Source organism: Bacillus altitudinis (assembly GCF_001191605.1).
GTDB classification, from domain to species: Bacteria; Bacillota; Bacilli; order Bacillales; family Bacillaceae; genus Bacillus; species Bacillus altitudinis.
Window position 1 is genome coordinate 2,904,435 of sequence record NZ_CP009108.1, and the last position, 16,426, is coordinate 2,920,860.

Annotated in this window: 17 protein-coding genes; 4 read left to right on the forward strand and 13 right to left on the reverse strand. The window is 40.3% G+C overall.

Annotated features, from left to right (window positions below; all coding sequences use genetic code 11):
- Nucleotides 1-10: 10 nt before the first annotated feature.
- Nucleotides 11-1,279 (reverse strand): threonine ammonia-lyase IlvA, encoded by a 1,269-nt coding sequence (gene ilvA, locus ID12_RS14525; protein WP_008346398.1) that lies wholly within the window; start codon nt 1,277-1,279, stop codon nt 11-13.
- Between the two features lie 180 nt (nt 1,280-1,459).
- Here ilvA and ID12_RS14530 point away from each other — a divergent pair, with 180 nt between their 5' ends.
- Nucleotides 1,460-2,428 carry a sigma 54-interacting transcriptional regulator gene (locus tag ID12_RS14530; protein WP_008346396.1) on the forward strand — a complete coding sequence of 323 codons (969 nt, stop codon included), beginning with the start codon at nt 1,460-1,462 and terminating at the stop codon, nt 2,426-2,428.
- A 13-nt stretch (nt 2,429-2,441) separates the two neighbouring features.
- Nucleotides 2,442-3,077 carry a PAQR family membrane homeostasis protein TrhA gene (gene trhA / locus ID12_RS14535; protein WP_008346394.1) on the forward strand — a complete coding sequence of 212 codons (636 nt, stop codon included), beginning with the start codon at nt 2,442-2,444 and terminating at the stop codon, nt 3,075-3,077.
- A gap of 38 nt (nt 3,078-3,115) precedes the next feature.
- Here trhA and ID12_RS14540 read toward each other — a convergent pair whose 3' ends face one another.
- From ID12_RS14540 to ID12_RS14595, 12 genes are all read right to left on the reverse strand, one after another.
- Nucleotides 3,116-3,739 (reverse strand): lysophospholipid acyltransferase family protein, encoded by a 624-nt coding sequence (locus ID12_RS14540; RefSeq protein ID WP_017359699.1) that lies wholly within the window; start codon nt 3,737-3,739, stop codon nt 3,116-3,118.
- A gap of 19 nt (nt 3,740-3,758) precedes the next feature.
- Nucleotides 3,759-4,247, reverse strand: a complete 489-nt coding sequence (gene folA, locus ID12_RS14545) for a type 3 dihydrofolate reductase (RefSeq protein WP_050827313.1) — start codon at nt 4,245-4,247, stop codon at nt 3,759-3,761.
- Nucleotides 4,244-5,038, reverse strand: a complete 795-nt coding sequence (locus ID12_RS14550) for a thymidylate synthase (protein WP_008346390.1) — start codon at nt 5,036-5,038, stop codon at nt 4,244-4,246. Before ID12_RS14550 ends, folA begins: the two co-directional genes overlap by 4 nt.
- 114 nt (nt 5,039-5,152) lie before the next feature.
- Entirely contained in the window at nt 5,153-5,680 is a 528-nt protein-coding gene (locus tag ID12_RS14555; RefSeq protein ID WP_008346387.1) for a phosphatidylglycerophosphatase A family protein, read from the reverse strand.
- Nucleotides 5,681-5,698: 18 nt separating this feature from the next.
- A complete protein-coding gene (locus ID12_RS14560) occupies nt 5,699-6,316 on the reverse strand; it encodes a YpjP family protein (protein ID WP_007500816.1) in 618 nt (205 codons plus the stop codon).
- A gap of 266 nt (nt 6,317-6,582) precedes the next feature.
- Nucleotides 6,583-7,380: a class I SAM-dependent methyltransferase gene (locus tag ID12_RS14565; RefSeq protein ID WP_050827314.1), complete on the reverse strand. Its 798-nt coding sequence runs from the start codon at nt 7,378-7,380 to the stop codon at nt 6,583-6,585.
- A 65-nt stretch (nt 7,381-7,445) separates the two neighbouring features.
- Nucleotides 7,446-7,880: a BrxA/BrxB family bacilliredoxin gene (locus ID12_RS14570; protein ID WP_035391715.1), complete on the reverse strand. Its 435-nt coding sequence runs from the start codon at nt 7,878-7,880 to the stop codon at nt 7,446-7,448.
- Between the two features lie 81 nt (nt 7,881-7,961).
- Nucleotides 7,962-9,638, reverse strand: coding sequence for a dihydroxy-acid dehydratase (ilvD, locus tag ID12_RS14575; RefSeq protein ID WP_007500822.1), 1,677 nt, complete (start codon nt 9,636-9,638; stop codon nt 7,962-7,964).
- A 310-nt stretch (nt 9,639-9,948) separates the two neighbouring features.
- Nucleotides 9,949-11,088, reverse strand: coding sequence for a conserved virulence factor C family protein (locus ID12_RS14580; protein WP_035391713.1), 1,140 nt, complete (start codon nt 11,086-11,088; stop codon nt 9,949-9,951).
- A gap of 30 nt (nt 11,089-11,118) precedes the next feature.
- Nucleotides 11,119-11,742, reverse strand: coding sequence for an HD domain-containing protein (locus ID12_RS14585; RefSeq protein ID WP_035391711.1), 624 nt, complete (start codon nt 11,740-11,742; stop codon nt 11,119-11,121).
- Nucleotides 11,743-11,744: 2 nt separating this feature from the next.
- Entirely contained in the window at nt 11,745-12,227 is a 483-nt protein-coding gene (locus ID12_RS14590) for a glutathione peroxidase (protein WP_007500827.1), read from the reverse strand.
- Between the two features lie 74 nt (nt 12,228-12,301).
- Entirely contained in the window at nt 12,302-13,984 is a 1,683-nt protein-coding gene (locus ID12_RS14595; RefSeq protein ID WP_035391708.1) for a formate--tetrahydrofolate ligase, read from the reverse strand.
- 138 nt (nt 13,985-14,122) lie between these two features.
- Here ID12_RS14595 and metA point away from each other — a divergent pair, with 138 nt between their 5' ends.
- Together metA and ID12_RS14605 are read left to right on the forward strand one after the other, a co-directional pair.
- Nucleotides 14,123-15,031 carry a homoserine O-acetyltransferase MetA gene (gene metA / locus ID12_RS14600; protein WP_008346374.1) on the forward strand — a complete coding sequence of 303 codons (909 nt, stop codon included), beginning with the start codon at nt 14,123-14,125 and terminating at the stop codon, nt 15,029-15,031.
- 228 nt (nt 15,032-15,259) lie between these two features.
- Nucleotides 15,260-16,411 carry a diglucosyl diacylglycerol synthase gene (locus tag ID12_RS14605; protein WP_007500831.1) on the forward strand — a complete coding sequence of 384 codons (1,152 nt, stop codon included), beginning with the start codon at nt 15,260-15,262 and terminating at the stop codon, nt 16,409-16,411.
- Nucleotides 16,412-16,426: the final 15 nt, after the last annotated feature.

Genomic DNA, 16,426 nt, shown 5'->3' on the forward strand with positions numbered 1-16,426 from the left:
TCTGTTAAGCCTAAATAAATAGGTGGAATAAATCTTGATCTTTATTCACTTCAACATAGTGGAAGCCTTTTTTATTCATTCGGTCAATCAGCGCTGCATAGTCATCTCTTTCTTTCAATTCGATCCCAACAAGCGCAGGTCCTTTGCTTCGGTTATTCTTTTTCGTATATTCAAAGCGTGAGATATCATCATTTGGCCCTAACACTTCATCCAAAAATTCCCTGAGAGCACCTGCTCTTTGCGGAAAATTAACGATGAAATAATGCTGGAGTCCTTCATAAATCATGGAGCGTTCCTTGATTTCTTGCATTCGGCCAATGTCATTATTGCCTCCGCTGACAATACAAACGACATTTTTCCCTTTAATCTCCTCACGATGTGCATCTAAAGCCGCGATCGGTAACGCACCCGCTGGCTCAGCTACAATGGCACATTGATTATACAGCTCTAAAATGGTTGTACATACTTTTCCTTCTGGTACAAGACTAATCTTATCGACAACAGACTGAAGCGATGTAAACGTCTTTTCGCCAATCCGCTGAACCGCTGCTCCATCTACAAACTTATCTATTGAATCAAGTGTGACAACCTCCCCTTTCTCGTGGGAAGCATGAAGTGAGGCGGCACCAAGCGGCTCGACTGCAATAATTTCTGTTTCTGGTGCGATATTTTTCATATACGTGCCAACGCCAGATAACAAACCTCCGCCCCCAACACTTGCAAATAAAAAGTGAGGCTCCACTTCGATATCATTTAATATTTCTACAGCAGTTGTTCCTTGTCCTGCCATGACATCTAAATCATCAAATGGATGAATAAATTCCCGCTTTTCCTTATCTCCGCATTTGACTGCTTCATGATACGAATCATCAAAGGTATCTCCGGTTAAGATAATGTCAACATATTCTTTTCCGAAAAGCTCCACTTGAGATACTTTTTGCCTTGGTGTGGTAGCAGGCATAAAAATTTTTCCGTGGATACCTAAATATTTGCAAGAATAGGCAACGCCTTGTGCGTGATTTCCTGCACTGGCACAAACAATGCCGTTTTCTAGTTTTTCTTTTGGCAACTGGCTCATTTTATTAAAAGCGCCTCTTAATTTAAAAGAACGAACAACCTGCAGGTCCTCTCTTTTTAAGTAGACATTACATTCATATCGTTCAGAAAGTCGCTCATTTTTTTGAAGTGGAGTATGAATCACTACATCCTTCAAATTTTGATGGGCTTTTAAGATGTCTTTCACTTGAATTAGCGTGTTTTCTTTGAGCAACGGTTTCATGTACAAGATCCTTTCTCTTTAACCTTATTTAATTTGTCATTATAACATGAATATTCAAAAAATAAACCAATAGATCATGGATCGGAGATAAATTTCATGAACTTTTTCGTTTTTCTATACATTTGTTCTAATTGGGTGTTATAATAAAACCAATTAGAACCAAAAGAAAGGAATCGCTCGATGACCACACATCCGTTTGCTAATATATATGGAGAACACCAAGATATAAAACACGCCATTCATTTGGCAAAACAATTCACGAAAAACGATCAGCCTGTGTTGATCACAGGTGAAATTGGAACAGGCAAATCACGCTTTGCACAAGAAATGGCCCATTCATTTGCTGCGCAGGCTTCGATGAAACATATCTACTGCCCCATTGTAGATGAAGCGACTTTGCAGGAAGCATTTACTCATGCGGCAAATCATGTGCTTTATTTAGACGAAGTCAGCGCATTCAGTATTCCTATGCAGCATCAGGTCATTCGTTTTCTCGAAGATTCTCCTGCAACAAAAATCATTGCTTCTTCGTCTTTATCATTAGAGGCGATGAGCGTTTCATCCAGTTTTTTACCTGAGCTGTTTTATCGGCTCAATGTGCTTCATATCCCTCTCCCGCCCTTAGAAGATCGAAAAACAGATATTCCTATTTTAACCGCTGCTTTCTTTCAAGAACTGAACATGACGCCTGACATCGACTCAAGTGTGTGGGAAGTCTTACAGCAATATTCGTTTGAAGGGAATGTCCAGGAGCTCAAAAATATCGTTCATTATGCAGCAGCGATTCTCGAAGGGCAAACAGTTTTCTTGCATCACTTGCCACCTTTTGTATTATTACCTCAACAAACAGCTGGTAAAGGAAAAAAAGAAGAACACCAGCTCACGCTTATGGAGAAACAAGAATTTGTTTTCTTACTCGAAGCCATTAAGTCTCTAAATGAAAAAGGAGAAGCAGCCAGCAGACGTATCTTGTCTGAGTTAAGCAAACAAGGCGACATCCCGCTGACCCCTCAGCAAGTCAGGAGTCGATTAGATGATCTTGAGAAAAAAGCCTATGTGACAAAAGGGAAAGGCAGAGCTGGAACGAAGATTACACTTGAAGGTCTCTCATTTCTGAAGTCGCTTGATGGTTATATACCGGTTCAATAAAGGAGGACATCCATTGTTTACTGTAAAAGAAGAAATTGCCAACGCGATTACACATGGCATTGGCGTCATTTTATCCATTCCCGCCATTGTTTTTCTTGTTTTATTCGCTGTTCAATACGGCACTGTCACTGACATTATTAGCTTTTCGATATTTGGCGCGTCGATGCTACTGCTTTATTTAAGCTCTACTTTGCTTCATAGCATTCGGCACAAAAAAACAAAAGATGTATTTGAAATCCTTGACCACTCTGCGATTTATGTATTGATTGCTGGTACATATACGCCATTTTTGCTTGGCCCATTAAAAGGCGCACTTGGCTATACTCTTCTTGCAATCGTATGGGCACTTGCTGCAGGCGGTATCGTTTTTAAAATCTTTTTCGTCAAACGGTTTATCATTGTATCCACCCTTGTTTATTTATTAATGGGCTGGATGATTATCATCGCAATTAAACCTCTGTACATTCAATTAACAGGAGCTGGATTCAGCCTCTTACTATTAGGCGGTATTTTGTATTCAGTCGGAACGATCTTTTATATTTGGCGGAAAATTCCCTATCATCATGCGATTTGGCACAGCTTTGTTCTCGGTGGAAGTGCATCCATGTTCTTCTGCATTCTATTTTATTGCGTCAACATCCCAGCATGATTAAAAAACCAGCATCCACATTCGGATGCTGGTTTTTTCTATGCGCGCTTTTGTGCGTAATCACTCATCTTGACCGGTGCTTTTATATGGATATCGACATTAACTGGACGAAGTCTTTTGACGATCTTCCCTGTTAAAAGACGGTCTGTGCCGCTTGTTTCAACCGGAACAAGTGAGCAGTTACATTCTTCAGCAAGCGTTTCTGCCATGACACGATACTGTTCAGAAAGCAACAGACTCTGGCCAGATAGAACTCTTTCTCTTGCTTCTTCTAATAACGCCTCATCAGATTGATTCTGCTTGATCACCGCCATCTTCTTCAACCATTGTTTTAAGATGGGATAGCGAAACAGATGCGGTTTTGCCATAAAAGCAAATGGCTTCTCTAAGTGACCAATCAGCAATGTCGTCGTCACTGGATGATGTGCTTCTGTGACATAAATAACAGGGCCATCTGGCAGCCTTTTTTGCTGATGAATGGTCATGACCGATCCTGATTGATCAATACACCCTCTGGCAAACCTTTTTGCATGCTCATGGATGAGATGCATTCGTTTCGTATAGGAAATGCGTGGATCCGTTAATTCATGATCATACAAATGCCTTATACTTTTAAAAAAGGATACAACAACATAAATCGTTAAAAACCAATAACGAAACAACCGTACTCCTCCTACTCACTTATCCTTCTTTTCTGTCATAGACGACAAATTCATAATTGTAGGGGTTCTTTTCGTCACGATGGCCTTTTTCACGTGATACAACCGTCCAATGATCTTCATCGTAATAAGGGAAGAAACGGTCGCCTTCAAATGAATGATGAATGTGCGTCATATATAGACGATCTGCGTATGGCATCATTTCCTCATACAGCTTAGACCCGCCAATGATCAATAATTCTTCCGCGTTCTTCGCAATGGTTAAAATATCATCGATTGAATGGACTACCTCGCATCCTTCAGCTTGAAAAGAAGAACTTGTGGTCAACACGATATTCCGGCGGTTAGGCAGTGCTCGTCCAATTGATTCAAACGTTTTTCTACCCATGACAATGGCATGACCACTTGTGACTTTTTTAAAATACGCTAAATCAGCGGGTAAATGCCAAGGCATTTGATTATCTTTGCCAATGACTCTGTCTTTTCCTGTCGCCACTATCATGGAAATCATACACTGACTTCTCCTTTAATATGCGGATGTGGATCATAGTTCTCGAGCACAAAATCATCAAACGTAAAATCAAAAATACTTTTGACATCTCTAGTGATGCGAAGCTGCGGAAGTGTGCGCTCCTCACGCTCTAACTGCATTTTGACCTGCGGAAGATGATTTTGATAAATATGAGCATCTCCTAGCGTATGAATAAACTCTCCTGGCTCAAGGTTTGTCACTTTGGCAATCATCATCGTTAGAAGTGCATACGAAGCAATATTAAAAGGCACACCTAAAAAGATATCTGCCGAACGTTGATAGAGCTGGCACGATAATTTACCGTTTGATACGTAAAATTGAAACAAGCAATGACAAGGAGGCAGCGCCATCTGATCAATCTCTCCTGGATTCCACGCACTGACAATCAATCTTCTCGAATTAGGATGATTCTCAATATCATGGATCAGTCTGCTGATCTGATCTACTGTCTCTCCGTCTCCGCTCGCCCATGATCTCCACTGCGCACCATACACACGCCCTAGCTCTCCATTTTCATCTGCCCATTCATTCCAAATACGGACACCATTTTCTTGAAGATATTTGACATTTGTATCACCTTTTAAAAACCACAGTAACTCATGAATGATTGATTTCAGGTGTAATTTCTTTGTTGTTAATAAAGGAAACCCTTCCTGTAAATCAAATCTCATTTGGTAACCGAACGTGCTGATAGTGCCTGTTCCTGTTCTGTCACCTTTTTCATCCCCGTGCTGTAATACATGACGGCATAACTCTTTGTATTGTTTCATTTTTTTCATCCTTTATTTATGTTCTTGTTGTAGTTTACCTTATTTCTGCTTTTGTTGAAACCAATTGAAACCAAAAAAACATGTCTGCAAGATGAGCAGACATGTTTTTCTTTTTTATGCTTGATTCACTCGATCCTGCTCTTCGTCCTTAATATCTTGGTGAGAGTGAGCTATGCGACTTGCGGCGGCGGCGGCAAGCGCAGCGACAAGGTCATCAAGGAAGGTGTGTACTTCACCAGGACGACCTTCATCTAATTCTCTAATAATACCAAATTTCTCTTTGTCTAGATAACCGAAGTTGGTCAAACCGATTGATCCATATACATTGACAATGGAAAGCGGAATAATCTCATCAATTCCATATAGCGGTTCATCTGTTTCAACTAAATGCTGCAAAGGTTCTGGCAAAAGCTTTTTTTCTGCCAGCTGATCAAGCGCAAGTCCTGTCAAAACTGCGTGGACAATTTCCCTTTTATTCAGCACTTTTTCAACATTTTCAATGCAGACACTAAGTGGAAGATTTGGGTTGTATTTCTCTTGGAGTTTCAGCACAATGTGTGCAATATCTTCTATTTTCACTCCACGCTCGTTTAACATCTGTTTTGTAATGCGAACCATTTCGTTCATTGTATACTTTTTCAATTGGCATGACATCTCCTTCTAGTGGCTCATCCAGCTCGGCGGGGTGTTTTTATCCCAGTAAATATTACCGAGTTCATGATGCGTCTGGAATCCATCTTCTGCTGTATGGTAGTGAAAATTAAACCAATATCCGCTGTGAGGCGGCTGATCTCTCCTGACATGAAAACGAAGCAAATCTTCTCCAGTCTTTCTATTATAAATGTGGAAGATTTTTTCCCCATTTCCGCTTGAAGGTTGATCAGTTAAAACAACATCTTGAAATTTTTCGTCATCTTTGAAATTTGTTAAAAAGTCGGTTAACACTTGTTCAATTTTTGGTTGAATCTCTTCTCTATACTCGTCCTCAATGACAGGTGTGATTTTACGACCAAATTTGAGAAAGGATTGGTTTTCTGCACTTGATAGAACCTCTTGCTTATATTGCTCAAAGGGGTCTACCCGCTCTTTGTTGTCTTCTTGCGATAATTCCCAGCTGCGCGTATCATCTGATGTATCATAAACTGCTGTATAAGGTGCTTTATCAGATGAAGAAAGTTCAGATGGCTTGTCTGTCATCAAAGCCGATGGAGGAGAGATTAAACCAAAAGTCGCAATCGTAAAGAGTGCAACAAGCGTTTTTCTCATCCACATTTTCATGATATCTAATTCCTTCCATAAGTTATCATACTGCTATTCTAGCATATAATGAATTTTCAGTCATTCAATTTGGTCATTGAGTTGAGACTTTCTTTTTCATGATAAAACGTTTACAATGACAGTAACGACGACTAAAATTTGGGAGGAATGGATATGCTTGAAGGGTTTTTCATCACAGCTTCCTTGCTGACGTTATTTTATTTTGTCTATATGGAGATCACCGATTAAAAGCCCTGAAATAGGGCTTTTTTAATTGTTAAGAGTGATTAAAGTTTTGTTGATTTGTCTTCTTCTATTGAGATATATCCGTAATGGAATTGGGCGGTTTTGCGTTTCATCACCTGAAATTGATAGGAATCAGTGGTAAATCGTGTGCTTTTCCAATGATCTTTTAAAACCACTCTTTTTCTAGCCACTCTCATTGCTTCTTTCACAGCGGTTTCATGGCTAAAATGATGCTCAGCTGCATGACGAAGCGGCATCATACTAGCAGACTCTTGTATGGTTTCTTCGAACATTGGGTCAAAATAGACGATATCATAGGATCGATCAGGGAGCTTCTTTAACTGCTCAATACTATCCCCGCTGATAACAGATATCCGTTTCATCGCTTCGTCTGCCTCTCTCACACCCGTTTCCCATGTGCTGAGTCCTTCTCGAACAAGCAATGCCGTCACCGGATTTTTTTCAATACCGGTCACTTTTCCATTGGCTCCTGTAGCGCAGCTTGCGGTAATCGCATCAGATCCTAAGCCAAGCGTACAATCTAAAAAGGAATCGCCCGGCTTTAATTGTGCTGCTTCTATTAATGGATCTTTTTCCCCTCGCAGAACCCGCTTCACCCTAAACATCGCTGAGCTTGGATGGAAAAAGAACTTTTCACCATTTGACTGATACCATTCAAATCGTTCTTTCCCAACAACCAGTACATCCCCCCGCTTGATCGCAAGCTGTTTGACAGATTGTTTGCGCCGCTCGATATACTCACCATGCAAGTCCTTTGCGAGGGCCTTTGCCGTTTCAATTGTTTGTTCATTTGCTCTAAAGCTTGTTGTAATGAGCATGACGTTCCTCCATCATAATCAAGAAAAAATGCCCTGATGGATCACAGGACATTTCAACATTTGTATTAGCAATGTTTTTCAAATGCAGATAAGACGTTCTTCATAATATCTTCCATTTCATGACCTTCAATTTCGTCACGCGGGATAAAGTGAACGAGTTCATTTCCTTTTAAAAGTGCCATAGATGGAGAAGATGGCTCCTCACCTGTGAAGTATTCTCTCATTTTAGCCGTTGCTTCCCGGTCCTGACCAGCAAAAACCGTCACCATTCGATCTGGTGCTTTTTCTGCTTTCATGACAGCTTGAGTAGCAGCAGGGCGTGCTAAACCGGCAGCACATCCGCATACGGAATTGACGACAACAAATGTTGTTCCTTCTGCTTCCTGCATCGTTTTTTCTACTTCTTCTTCAGTCGCCAATTCTTGAAACCCTGCACTAGTTAGTTCTTGGCGCATTGGTACGACGAGCTGACGCATATATTCTTCATATGCCATTGACATAAAAAAGCCCCCTCTATAATCCTTATGTTGTGAATAAAGGATACTATAGAGAGAGCCAATTTTCAAATGATCAATTTCACATTAAATTTTCATGATTCCGCCTGTATTGGCTGATGTCACAAGTTTTGAGTATCTGGCAAGGTAACCTGTTTTTACTTTTGGCTCAAAGCCTTTCCAGTTTGCTTTTCTTTTTTCCCATTCTTCTTCCGGGACATCTACGCTTAAAATGCGTTTTTCGATATCAACAACGACATGATCACCATTTTCAACAAAGGCAAGCGGGCCGCCTTCTGCTGCCTCTGGAGAGACGTGTCCAATAGACAATCCACGAGAAGCACCGGAGAATCGTCCGTCTGTAATTAAAGCAACCTTTGGACCAAGTCCCATTCCAACAATTTGTGAAGTTGGTGCTAGCATTTCAGGCATACCTGGACCGCCTTTAGGTCCCTCATAACGAATAATGACAACATGTCCTGCTTCTACTTTTCGATTAATAATTCCTTCAAGTGCTTCCTCTTGGGATTCAAATACGATCGCAGGTCCTTCATGACGTGTGATGCCGTCTTGTACACCGCCTGTTTTAATGATTGCTCCATCTGGCGCAAGGTTTCCAAATAAAACGGCTAAGCCGCCCTTTTCAGTAAATGGCTTGTCAATTGGATAAATGACGTTATAATCTTTTACTTCATGACCTGCAATGTTCTCGCCTAACGTTTTCGCTGTGACGGTCATGGTATCTAAATGAAGAGCCCCCTCTTTTTTGGACAATTCATTTAGTGCAGCGGTCACTCCGCCAGCTTCATGTAAATCTTCAATATATACATCTGAAGCTGGAGCAAGTTTCGATAAATGCGGCACACGTTCTGCGACTTCATTGATACGCTCAAGTGAATATTCAACGCCTGCTTCGTTTGCAATCGCCAATGTATGAAGAACTGTATTTGTTGAACCACCAAGTGCCATATCTAAAGCAAATGCGTTATCAATCGCTTTTTCGGTGACAATATCACGTGGTTTAATGTCTTTTTTGATTAGCTCCATCAATTGTTTTGCTGACTTCTTCGCAAATTCTCTTCGTTCTGGTGAAGTCGCCAGAATGGTTCCATTTCCAGGAAGAGCAATCCCTAGCGCCTCTGCTAAACAGTTCATTGAGTTTGCTGTAAACATACCAGAGCAAGATCCGCATGTTGGACAGCCAAACTGCTCTAATTCGTTTAATTCCTCTTCATTGATTTTCCCTGATTGGTATGCGCCTACGCCTTCAAAGACAGAAGAAAGCGAAATTTTTCTGCCATCACTTGTTCTCCCAGCTTCCATCGGTCCACCACTGACAAATACAGTTGGGATATTCACACGCATGGCAGCCATCATCATACCTGGCGTGATTTTATCACAGTTCGGAATACAAACCATGCCATCAAACCAGTGTGCAGACACCACGGTCTCTACTGAATCAGCTATGATTTCACGGCTTGGCAATGAATATCTCATCCCAATATGCCCCATCGCAATACCATCATCTACCCCAATTGTATTGAATTCAAATGGAACACCGCCAGCTTCACGAATGGCTTCTTTCACAATTTTTCCGAATTCCTGAAGATGGACATGCCCTGGGACAATATCAATATAGGAATTACATACGGCAATAAACGGCTTGCCAAAATCCTCATCTTTTACCCCAGCTGCTCTTAGTAAGCTTCGGTGAGGTGCTCTGTCAATTCCTTGTTTAATCATATTACTGCGAAGTTCTGCCATCTGTTTAAAAAGCCTCCTATACTACTAGTCTTGTTGACTGTATGATTTTGAGTTCATTTTATTTTACAAATTTTCTGTTTATTTAGCCACCTATAATAGATAGTGACTGATTTCTCTGCTGAAGCAAGTGCTCAGCAAGGATTGTGTCATAAAATCTGACCTCCAATATTCTATATTGGTACTACTATATAGAGTTTTTTCTCATATTTCAACAATATTCAAAATAATTTTTCTAAAAAAATTTTTCTGCCAATAAAAAAGCCATTTTCAGAAAAAAAGCTGCCTTTTATTGGCAGCCTGCTCGTCTTTCTTATGATTCTGATGCATTTTTTCTACTTTCTGTCATTTGCTTCCACACAGAGCCTTTTGCTTCTTCTCCGTGCTCAATTCGTTCGATGGCCATTTTCACTTGAAGACTGACTTCAAATTCAGGGTCCTGCTCCGCTTCTTTTAAAGCTTCAAGTGCTGTTTCGTCACCTTCTTCATAAAGGAACATGGCCGCACGCCAGCGGACAAGCTTACTTGGGTCCTTTAAGGCTTGGATCATCGCTTCAATCGCACTAGGATCACCAAGATCCGAAATACAATCTCCTGCAGTTCTTCTAACTGTCACTGTTTTATCTTCAAGCCCTTTATACAAAATAGGCAAAATGGCTGGATCTTCAATCATGCCAGCATTCACTACAGCTTGTCTGCGAATCGATGTTTTTGGATCCTCCATCGCTTTCATTAAAACAGGTATATCCTTTTTCTCTGGCTGCATTTGCTCTAAATGAGCAAAACGTTTCTTCCAATCTACATCGCGCAGCATCTCTTCTGTCACATCATATGCTTTTCGGTTCACTTGTTTATCTACAGCCTCTTGACCTTCCTTCACTGCCTCTGTTAAACGGGATAAACGCTCGTCGTCATATGCAGCTTGCAGCTCTTCTGTGACTTCTTGACCGATATCAGCAAATTCTCCAAAACGTACGCCATGTTCTTTCCACACACGTTCAAATACAACATTATCTGAACTGCTTCTTAGCTTTAAAATCGCTGCCTGGAAACGTTCAGGCATTCCAAATCGTTCTTCTCTTTCACCGTCTGTCAGCTTCACCTGCATCGGAATCCCATTAAACATTTGAACAAACACTTTGACTTCTCCAAATGTGTCATCACCTGACTGCGATTCTCCCTGAAGACCTTCTGTTTCTTGTCCAAAGGCTTCTCTGACTTGCTGTAAAATACCTTGCCAGTCAAATTTCGCATTGCGCTCAACCGCTAAGAAATCGGCTACATGGTAAACACCTTTTACACCTTCAATGGTTAAAATGCGCTTGATCATCTCTGGCGCTTCGTCTTTTTGATCTTTTTTGTAGTTATTGCTTTTACCGCCTGCAAGCGCTTCTGTCAAAATGACTTTCATTGTATTCGGGCTTGGCGTTGGTTCTATGGCAGTTATTTTCATCTATACATCCTCCTTACACACATAAAGACCCTACTCATCTGTAAGGCCGCATTCTTCTTTCCATGTCTTGATAAATAGACACATAAACTCATGCCGCTCATGAGCCAGCTGCTTTCCAGCACGTGTGTTCATCAAGTCTTTTAATTGAAGCAGCTTTTCTTGCATATGCAAAAGTACTGTGCCTTGGTGAGCACCCTCTGTATAGTGAGGCTCCCCTTTTGCACCTGCATATGTAAACACCCTTGCAATCCCAGTTGCACCTATCGCATCTAGCCGATCTGCATCTTGAACAATGGCCCCTTCTAATGTCACTGGCTTATGCTTCATATGCCGGTGACGAAAAGACATCGTTGTAATGATATCCATGATATAGCGAATATCTCGCGTGTCCACTTCCCACAAATGGAGCTGCTGCTTGAGATCATGCGGTGAAAGCTTCCATTCACTAGACAGCTTGTCATCAATGACATCATGGATAATCGCTGCCATTTCAATGACAAAAAGCGACCCGCCCTCCTGTTGTGCAATATGGACGGCAAGCTGGCGCACACGATTGATATGAGCTTCATCGTGTCCAGTCGGTTCATTCTTTAGCTGTTTTGAAACAAAGGAGGCAGCTGCCTCCAATTGTTCTTGCTGCTTACTCAAATTCATGCTTATTTCTCCAAAAGAGCGATAATGGAGCTTTCTAATTCTTTCGGTGGTGTTTTAGGAGAAAATCGTTCAGTCACTTCTCCGTTTTGGTCAACGATAAATTTTGTAAAATTCCATTTCACCGTTTTTGTACCAAGCACACCTTTCGCATGACTCGTTAAGTATTTGAAAAGCGGATGCGCATTGTCACCATTGACATCTACTTTTGCAAACATCGGGAAGGTCACACCATAGTTTAACGAACAGAATTCTTGAATTGCTTCTTCCCCTTCTGGCTCTTGATTCATAAATTGATTGCACGGAAATCCTAAAATTTCAAGGCCCTTTTCATGATATTGATCGTATAACTCTTGTAATTGTTTAAATTGAGGGGTCAGTCCACATTTGCTCGCTGTGTTCACGATGATCAGTACTTTCCCTTTGTAATCTGCCATTGATTTTTCCTGACCGTTAATGGTCTTGACCTGAATATCATAAATTGACATCTCATAGCCTCCTAGGATTCACTTTTTCCTATCGTAACATGCTTCTTTTAGAAAATCGCTTTTTATGCTTTCTGCTAAAAGAGTCCAGTCACACTGCCGTCTTCTAATAAATCCATCTCAAGTGCCGCAGGTTTTTTAGGGAGACCTGGCATGGTCAGAATGCTTCCTGTTAGTGCAACGATAAAACCTGCTCCTACAGATGGTTTTAACTCTCGAATCGTAACGGTGAAGCCTTTTGGTCTGCCGATTAAAGCCGGATCATCCGATAGTGAATATTGCGTTTTTGCCATACAAACCGGCAAATGGGCCCAGCCATTTTTCTCAATTGCAGCTAGCTGCTTTCTTGCTTTTGATGTAAGGTTGACGCCGTCTGCACCATAAACCACTTTGGCGACTTTTGACAACTTTTCTTCAATGGAATCTTGCTCCTCATATAAATAAGAAAAGCTGTTTTCATTCTTTTCAATGAGTGTCGTGAGCTCTTCGGCAAGTGCTGCGCCGCCAGCTCCCCCTTCTTCCCATACATTGACGGCTTTGACTGGATGTCCATTCGTTTCGCACCAGTTTTCTATTGCTTGAATTTCTTCTTTTGTATCGGTAATAAAACGGTTCACTGCAACGATGTATGGTAGACCGAAGGCTTGCACTGTTTCAATATGCTTCTCTAAATTATGTATACCTTCTAATACAGCCTGTGCATTTGCTTCCTTGAGCTCTGTTTTCTGCATTCCGCCATGCATTTTTAGCGCCCTGACAGTTGCTACAATGACAACAGCGCCTGGTTTAAAATCACCGGCTCTTGTTTTGATGTGAAGAAATTTTTCCGCGCCGAGGTCTGCACCAAATCCCGCTTCTGTTACGACGTAATCTGCTAGTTTTGCCGCCATTTTTGTGGCAATTAAACTATTGCATCCATGTGCAATATTGGCAAAAGGACCACCATGAACAAGGGCTGGAGTTCCTTCAATCGTTTGAACAAGGTTTGGTTTCAGCGCATCTTTTAATAGCAAGGTTAATACGCCTTCATATCCTAGATTTCCAACTGTGACCGGTTCACCTTCTTGATTGTAGGCAACAACAATAGAAGAAAGACGTTTTTTTAGATCGTTTAAGTCGTCTGCTAAACAGAGGATGGCCATCATTTCGGATGCAACCGTAATATCAAATCCATCTTCTCTAGGGTACCCATTTAATTGACCGCCAAGTCCTACGACCACTTGTCTTAGAGCACGATCGTTTAAATCTAACACTCGTTTCCATACAATTCTGCGTGCGTCGATCCCAAGCTCATTTCCGTGATGGATATGATTATCAATAAAAGCAGATAAAGCGTTATGTGCAGATGTAATCGCATGAAAATCCCCTGTGAAATGAAGATTGATTTCTTCCATAGGTAACACCTGTGAATATCCGCCGCCAGCTGCACCGCCTTTAATACCCATTGTGGGACCTAGTGAAGGTTCACGCATGGCAATAATCGCTTTTTTCCCAATTTTCTCGAAGGCTTGACCGAGGCCAACTGTTACAGTGGACTTCCCCTCACCTGCTGGCGTTGGGTTGATCGAAGTCACAAGAATCACATTTCCTTCTTTTTGTTCCTTTAAACGGTCAAAAATAGTCAAAGATATTTTCGCTTTTGTGAAACCATAGCATTCTAATTCTTCGTCATGTATTTGTAATTTTGCTGCGATGTCTTGAATCGGTCTCAGCTTTGCCTTTTGGGCAATGTCAATATCTGATAAATGCTTTGTGATCATGAATAATGGCCTCCTTTTTTGACAGAAACAGCTTTCTTTTTTGCTCTATTTTTCATTGTAACATAATTGAAACATTGAAATATCGCCAGAAAGTTCCTATAATGAAGTGAAATTAGCTTTGGTTCAGGGGGTGGCGAGTTGCCTATTAACATACCAGTTCATCTGCCGGCAAAACAAATACTAGAGAGCGAAAACATTTTCGTCATGGATGAGACAAGGGCATTCAAACAAGATATCCGTCCTTTGAATATCGTGATCTTAAACTTAATGCCAAAAAAAATACAAACTGAAACGCAGCTGCTGAGAATGCTCGGAAATTCTCCTTTGCAAGTGTATTTTACATTTTTGATTCCAAGTACACATACACCGAAGAATACATCGAGAGAGCATCTAGATGAATTTTATACGACCTTTGACTCGATTCGCCATAAAAAATTTGATGGCATGATCATTACAGGTGCACCAATTGAGCATTTAGCTTTCGAAGAAGTTTCCTATTGGAAAGAACTGCAGGACATTTTGGACTGGAGTAAAACGAATGTGACGTCTACTCTCCATATATGCTGGGGGGCACAGGCTGGTCTTTATCATCATTATGGCATTGAAAAAATCAAGCTTCCAGAGAAAAAATTCGGTGTCTTTGAACATCTTGTCAAAGAGAAAAAAGAAAGATTAGTAAGAGGTTTCGATGAAGTATACTATGTCCCACATTCTAGGCATACAGATATTAATACAGAACAATTAAAAAACACGCCGAATCTAAAAGTATTGAGCACGTCTGAGGAAGCTGGTGTTTGTTTAATTGTTTCAGATGATGATAAACAAGTATTTTTAACTGGACATCCTGAATACGATACAGATACATTGAAGCAGGAATATGAAAGAGATTTGTTGAAACATGATACAGTCAAAAAACCCGTCCACTATTTCATCGAAGATGGAGACACATTAGTTCCAGTGAACCGCTGGAAAGCCCATGCTACTTTGCTGTTTATGAATTGGCTTAATTACTATGTTTATCAAGAAACACCATATGTGTGGGAATAAAATAGACTGTAGTCTGATGATAAATGCTTAAAATGTGTTAAAATACAAATGGCTCTGTCTTCCATTATCAATTTAGTTTGTTTGTTTTTTAAAATTAGTTTAATTCTTTCGTAACGAATGATATGCTCTCGCTGTTTATATGTTATCTTTATGTATATGTAGACCTATGAGATTTATAGTTTTCGTACGAAGTTTTGTTGTTGTTGATTACATTTGAGGTGAATATTCTTGAATACCAATAAAAAAATATTAATCTTGACCGCAAATTATGGAAATGGACATATGCAGGTTGCAAAAACACTGTATGATGAATGCAAATCCCAAGGGTTTGAACATGTGATAGTTTCTAATTTGTATCAAGAATCAAATCCCATTGTGTCCGAAGTGACTCAATATTTATATTTAAAGAGCTTCTCCATTGGGAAACAATTTTATCGCTTGTTTTATTACGGTGTAGATAAAATTTACAACAAACGCAAATTTAACATTTATTTAAAGATGGGAAATAAGCGTCTTGATGAATTAATTCAATTACACAATCCGGATATCATCATCATTACATTCCCGATGATTGTTGTACCTGAATACCGAAACAAAACAGGTAAAGTCATTCCAACATTTAATGTGATGACAGACTTTTGTCTTCATAAAATTTGGGTACATGAAAACATTGACCGATACTATGTTGCAACCGATTATGTGAAACAAAAGCTAGTAGAAATCGGCACACATCCAAGCGATGTCAAGGTAACAGGCATTCCGATTAGACCACAATTTGAAGTAGACGTGCCTAAATCGATCATCTATAAAAAATATGGATTATCATCAGACAAAAAAGTCCTTCTCATTATGGCGGGTGCCCATGGTGTACTAAAAAATGTGAAGGAACTGTGTGAAGCACTACTTCTTGACAGTGAAGTACAAATTGTTGTTGTGTGCGGTAAGAATGCAGCGCTGAAGCAATCGCTTAGCGAACTTGAACAAGCACACCCAAATCAATTGAAGGCGCTTGGATATGTGGAACAAATTGATGAATTGTTCAGAGTAACGGACTGTATGATTACAAAACCGGGTGGAATTACATTAACAGAAGCAACAGCAATTGGTGTCCCAGTTATTCTTTACAAACCTGTTCCAGGACAAGAAAAAGAAAATGCTCTTTTCTTTGAAGATTACGGCGCTGCCATTGTCATCAACAGACACGAAGACATTTTAGAATCTGTCACCAACTTGTTGCAAGACGAAGAAAAATTAGAATCCATGAAACAAAACATCAAAAAATTACACTTAAAACAGTCTTCTCAAACCATTTTAGAAGATATCGTCGAACAATCAGATCTGATCATGAGCAACAAATCGTATGCTCAAGCATTATCATAAAAAGGTGTCCGTCAA